A 6,256-nucleotide genomic window follows, 5' to 3' on the forward strand; every position below is an offset into this window, starting at 1 on the left:
GGGGAGTGAAAGCCCCGGCCGGGCGGTTTTGCTTTGCCCCGGCGGGGCCGGTCTGCTATAATACGTTATATATTACGATATAAGGGGGAACGAATATGGCCTGCCTGCCCTGCCTGGTGCTGGATCACGACGATACCGTGGTGGCCAGCACACCTACCATCCACTACCCGGCCTTTCTGGATGCTATGAAAATCCTGCGCCCGGAGGTGAACTGGAGCCTGCAGGAATATGTGCTGTATAACTTCGAGCCGGGCTTTGAGGCCATCTGCCGGGAGATGCTGCACCTGACCGATGAGGAGATGCAGCTGGAGGGCCAGGTCTGGAAGCAGTGGACCAGCACCCATGTGCCGCCCATGTTCCCGGGCATGGCCGAGCTGCTGCGCCGGTACCGGGATGCCGGGGGAATCATCTGCGTGGCCAGCCATTCCAGCGAGGAGATGATCCGGCGGGATTACCGGGTGCACTGCGGCTTCGAGCCGGAGCTGGTGTTCGGCTGGGAGCTGCCGCCCCAAAAGCGCAAGCCCGCCTCCTATGCGCTGGAGGAGATCATGCGTCATTACGGCCTTGCGCCGGATGAGCTTTTGATGGTGGACGATTTAAAGCCCGGCTGGCAGATGGCGAAAAGCTGCGGCGTGCCCTTTGCCTTTGCGGGCTGGGGCTGCGAGGTGGAGCCGGTGCGCGACTTCATGAAAAAACATTCCACCCACCCATTGGACACCGTGGACCAGCTGACCCCGCTGCTGGGCCTGTAAGGCCCGGATTTCTATACAAAGAGGACAAACCGGGCAGCATATTAGCAAAGTGATACTTTTTCGAAAAAAATTGAAAAAAGGTGTTGACTTCTGGTTGCAGGCTGTGGTATTATAACTGAGCCGTCAACGACGGCAAGCCGCTCGGAAGAGCTTGAAAAAATATTTCAAAAAAGTGCTTGACAACAAGAACTTGGTGAGATATAATAAACAAGCTGTCCCGCGAGGGAGAGCGGCACAGGACCTTGAAAATTGAACAATATCGAAGCTTGAACGGAACCTTATCGTGATGGAAAATCACGTTAAACAATTCCAATATACAAGTAATTCGTGGATGCAAGCGTTATTGTATCTGAGAAATTACAGTGATTTAATTCAGAGTAATCTGGTTTAAATACCATTTTATGAAGAGTTTGATCCTGGCTCAGGACGAACGCTGGCGGCGCGCCTAACACATGCAAGTCGAACGGAGCTTGCTTGTCAGATCCTTTCGGGGTGACGACTTGTAAGCTTAGTGGCGAACGGGTGAGTAACACGTGAGTAACCTGCCCCAGAGTGGGGGACAACAGTTGGAAACGACTGCTAATACCGCATAAGCCCACGGAACCGCATGGTTCTGGGGGAAAAGGAGCAATTCGCTTTGGGATGGACTCGCGTCCGATTAGCTAGATGGTGAGGTAACGGCCCACCATGGCGACGATCGGTAGCCGGACTGAGAGGTTGATCGGCCACATTGGGACTGAGACACGGCCCAGACTCCTACGGGAGGCAGCAGTGGGGAATATTGCACAATGGGGGAAACCCTGATGCAGCGACGCCGCGTGGAGGAAGAAGGCCTTCGGGTTGTAAACTCCTGTCGTAAGGGACGATAATGACGGTACCTTACAAGAAAGCCACGGCTAACTACGTGCCAGCAGCCGCGGTAAAACGTAGGTGGCAAGCGTTGTCCGGAATTACTGGGTGTAAAGGGAGCGCAGGCGGGTCTGCAAGTTGGAAGTGAAACTCATGGGCTCAACCCATGAACTGCTTTCAAAACTGCGGATCTTGAGTGGTGTAGAGGTAGGCGGAATTCCCGGTGTAGCGGTGGAATGCGTAGATATCGGGAGGAACACCAGTGGCGAAGGCGGCCTACTGGGCACTAACTGACGCTGAGGCTCGAAAGCATGGGTAGCAAACAGGATTAGATACCCTGGTAGTCCATGCCGTAAACGATGATTACTAGGTGTGGGAGGATTGACCCCTTCCGTGCCGCAGTTAACACAATAAGTAATCCACCTGGGGAGTACGACCGCAAGGTTGAAACTCAAAGGAATTGACGGGGGCCCGCACAAGCAGTGGAGTATGTGGTTTAATTCGAAGCAACGCGAAGAACCTTACCAGGTCTTGACATCCCGTGCATAGTCTAGAGATAGATGAAGTCCTTCGGGACACGGAGACAGGTGGTGCATGGTTGTCGTCAGCTCGTGTCGTGAGATGTTGGGTTAAGTCCCGCAACGAGCGCAACCCTTATCGTTAGTTACTACGCAAGAGGACTCTAGCGAGACTGCCGTTGACAAAACGGAGGAAGGTGGGGATGACGTCAAATCATCATGCCCTTTATGACCTGGGCTACACACGTACTACAATGGCAATTAACAAAGAGAAGCGAAGCCGCGAGGTGGAGCAAACCTCATAAAAATTGTCTCAGTTCAGATTGCAGGCTGCAACTCGCCTGCATGAAGTCGGAATTGCTAGTAATCGCGGATCAGCATGCCGCGGTGAATACGTTCCCGGGCCTTGTACACACCGCCCGTCACACCATGAGAGCCGGGGGGACCCGAAGTCCGTAGCCTAACCGCAAGGAGGGCGCGGCCGAAGGTAAAACTGGTGATTGGGGTGAAGTCGTAACAAGGTAGCCGTATCGGAAGGTGCGGCTGGATCACCTCCTTTCTAGGGAGTCAGACGGCCACGACAGACTGGTTCTGTTGTTGGACGGACAGGTTGCTGTGAGAGCATTCGATATTGTTCAATTTTGAGGGCCCTGAAAAGGAACCTCAAAAAGATAAGCGAGACCGAAACGCGAAAGCGTGGGGGTATAGCTCAGCTGGGAGAGCACCTGCTTTGCAAGCAGGGGGTCAAGAGTTCGAGCCTCTTTATCTCCACCATATGGGCTCATAGCTCAGGTGGTTAGAGCGCGCGCCTGATAAGCGCGAGGTCGGTGGTTCGAGTCCACTTGAGCCCACCACTTTTGTGGAAACACGAAAGTGCAGCAAGCTAAATCTTGCTTATCGTGCTTATACGAAGCGAATGCGGAGTATAAGCAATCTTCCTTCGATGATTCGATGGTGCAGCGATGCACACTTCGACGAAGTCGAAGGCAGATGCGACGCAAGTCGCAGATGCACCTTGAAAACTGAATAATAACTGCGAAATGAGATACAAAGTAAAATGTTATTTAACTACAATTTTGTTTTGATCTTGTTGGCAAATTAGGAGAATCAATAAAGCATAAATACGGTCAAGCTAAAAAGGGCGCAGGGCGAATGCCTTGGCACTGGGAGCCGAAGAAAGACGTGATAAGCTGCGATAAGCCGCGGGGAGATGCAAATAATCTTTGATCCGCGGATTTCTGAATGGGGAAACCCACTGGAGCAAACCTCCAGTACCGTATACTGAATCAAATAGGTATACGGAGGGAACCGCCTGAACTGAAACATCTAAGTAGGGCGAGGAAGAGACATCAACCGAGATTCCGTAAGTAGTGGCGAGCGAACGCGGAAGAGGCCAAACCGAGGGTAGAAATACCTTCGGGGTTCGGACTGCTTTAAGGACTGCAATTGTTAACCGAAGGGCATGGGAAGGCCCACCGAAGAGTGTGAGAGTCACGTAGGTGAAAACGAAAGCAGCTGCGCAGTATCCAGAGTACGGCCAGACACGTGAAACCTGGTCGGAACACGGGGGGACCACCCTCCAAGCCTAAATACTACCCAGTGACCGATAGCGTATAGTACTGTGAAGGAAAGGTGAAAAGAACCCCGGGAGGGGAGTGAAATAGAACCTGAAACCCTGTGCCTACAAGCACATAGAGCACGTCAAAGTGTGATATGGTACTTTTTGTAGAACGGTCCGGCGAGCGACTGTATGCAGCGAGGTTAAGTTGTTAAGCAATGGAGCCGAAGCGAGAGCGAGTCTGAATAGGGCGTTTAGTTGCATGCAGTGGGCCCGAAACCGGGTGACCTATCCATGGTCAGGTTGAAGTGGAGGTAAAACTCCATGGAGGACCGAACCGACCCCCGTTGAAAAGGTGGCGGATGAACTGTGGATAGCGGAGAAATTCCAATCGAACCCGGAGATAGCTGGTTCTCCCCGAAATAGTTTTAGGACTAGCCTCATGTTAGATTTCCGGAGGTAAAGCACTGAATAGCCTAGGGCCCGAGAGGGTACCGAAGCTTATCAAACTAAGAATGCCGGAAAATTGATGCATGGGAGTCAGACTGTGTGAGATAAGTCTCACAGTCAAAAGGGAAACAGCCCAGATCTACAGCTAAGGTCCCAAAGCAGGTTTAAGTGGAAAAGGATGTGAAGTTGCTAAGACAACCAGGATGTTGGCTTAGAAGCAGCCACTCATTCAAAGAGTGCGTAATAGCTCACTGGTCGAGTGACTTTGCGCCGAAAATTCAACGGGGCTAAAACCTGCACCGAAGCTTAGGCAGGCGTCTTTGACGTCTGGGTAGGGGAGCGTTGTGTACGCGGTGAAGTTATAGCGTAAGCGGTAGTGGAGTGTACACAAGTGAGAATGCCGGAATGAGTAGCGAGAATTGTGTGAGAATCACAATGGCCGAAAGCCTAAGGTTTCTGGAGGAAGGTTCGTCCGCTCCAGGTTAGCCGGGAGCTAAGGTGAGGCCGAAAGGCGTAGCCGATGCACATACGGTAGAGATTCCGTAGCCACCGAAACAGTTAAGCATGGGGACACTTTTGAAATGTTTGAGCCGGGCGTTGGTTGCCCCGGTCGTGAGGGACCGAAATATAGTAGGGAAGTCGAGCATGGAGAGAGGCGAGAAAAGCCATGTGTATTTGTAAGGTGCCCGTACCGCAAACCGACACAGGTAGGTAGGAAGAGGATTCTAAGGCCAACGGGAGAAGGGTTGTTAAGGAACTCGGCAAGTTGACCCCGTAACTTCGGGAGAAGGGGTGCTCACGAGAGTGAGCCGCAGAGAATAGGCCCAAGCAACTGTTTAGCAAAAACACAGGTCTGTGCTAAATCGAAAGATGACGTATACGGGCTGACACCTGCCCGGTGCTGGAAGGTTAAGGGGAGTTGTGCAAGCAGCGAACTGAAGCCCCAGTAAACGGCGGCCGTAACTATAACGGTCCTAAGGTAGCGAAATTCCTTGTCAGGTAAGTTCTGACCCGCACGAATGGTGTAATGATTTGGGCACTGTCTCAACAGCCCGCCCGGCGAAATTGTAGTACCGGTGAAGATGCCGGTTACCCGCGACAAGACGGAAAGACCCCATGGAGCTTTACTGTAGCCTAATATTGGGTCTTGGTATTACATGTACAGGATAGGTGGGAGACTAGGAAACCCGGGCGTCAGCTCGGGCGGAGTCACCCTTGGGATACCACCCTTGTGATACTAGGATTCTAACCTGCGGCCCTGAATCGGGTCGGGGGACATTGTTAGGTGGGCAGTTTGACTGGGGCGGTCGCCTCCTAAAGCGTAGCGGAGGCGTTCAAAGGTTGGCTCAGCATGGACGGAAACCATGCTATTGAGTGCAAACGCATAAGCCAGCCTAACTGCGAGACCGACGGGTCGAGCAGTAACGAAAGTTGGAGTTAGTGATCCGGTGGTATGTGAGTGGAAATGCCATCGCTCAACGGATAAAAGTTACCCTGGGGATAACAGGCTGATCTCCCCCAAGAGTCCACATCGACGGGGAGGTTTGGCACCTCGATGTCGGCTCATCGCATCCTGGGGCTGTATTCGGTCCCAAGGGTTTGGCTGTTCGCCAATTAAAGCGGTACGCGAGCTGGGTTCAGAACGTCGTGAGACAGTTCGGTCCCTATCTGTCGTGGGCGCAGGATATTTGATGGGATCTGTCCCTAGTACGAGAGGACCGGGATGGACGCACCTCTGGTGCACCAGTTGTCACGCCAGTGGCACAGCTGGGCAGCTATGTGCGGATCGGATAAACGCTGAAAGCATCTAAGCGTGAAGCCGGCCCAAAGATAAGATATCCCACTGAGTCAATCAGGTAAGACCCCTTGAAGACTACAAGGTTGATAGGCACAAAGTGTAAGCGCGGCGACGCGTTGAGCTAGCGTGTACTAATAGGTCGAGGGCTTGACCACAAGTCTTTATGGTACTTCTAATTTGCAAGCAGTTTATTATTCAGTTTTGAGGGTGCATCCCTCGAAGTAAAGAGAATATGTAAGGCCAGTATGCTGAACATATGGCCGGTGCCGATGACGCAGAGGTCCCACCTGTTCCCATTCCGAACACAGAAGTTAAGCTCTGTTGTGCCGAA

Annotated in this window: 1 protein-coding gene, 2 tRNA genes and 3 rRNA genes; all 6 read left to right on the forward strand. The window is 52.5% G+C overall.

Annotation, left to right across the window (positions count from 1 at the left end):
• The first annotated feature begins 95 nt into the window (after positions 1-95).
• Entirely contained in the window at positions 96-752 is a 657-nt protein-coding gene (locus tag B5F28_RS12650; RefSeq protein WP_087296232.1) for an HAD family hydrolase, read from the forward strand.
• Between the two features lie 398 nt (positions 753-1,150).
• Positions 1,151-2,678: ribosomal RNA gene (locus tag B5F28_RS12655) — 16S ribosomal RNA — on the forward strand.
• Between the two features lie 139 nt (positions 2,679-2,817).
• Positions 2,818-2,893: transfer RNA gene (locus B5F28_RS12660), tRNA-Ala, on the forward strand.
• A gap of 3 nt (positions 2,894-2,896) precedes the next feature.
• Positions 2,897-2,973 (forward strand) — tRNA-Ile (locus tag B5F28_RS12665).
• A 271-nt stretch (positions 2,974-3,244) separates the two neighbouring features.
• Positions 3,245-6,080: ribosomal RNA gene (locus B5F28_RS12670) — 23S ribosomal RNA — on the forward strand.
• 104 nt (positions 6,081-6,184) lie between these two features.
• A 5S ribosomal RNA gene (rrf, locus tag B5F28_RS12675) occupies positions 6,185-6,256 on the forward strand; the annotation flags it as partial.

The organism is Gemmiger sp. An194, from assembly GCF_002160145.1.
Lineage (GTDB): Bacteria > Bacillota > Clostridia > Oscillospirales > Ruminococcaceae > Allofournierella.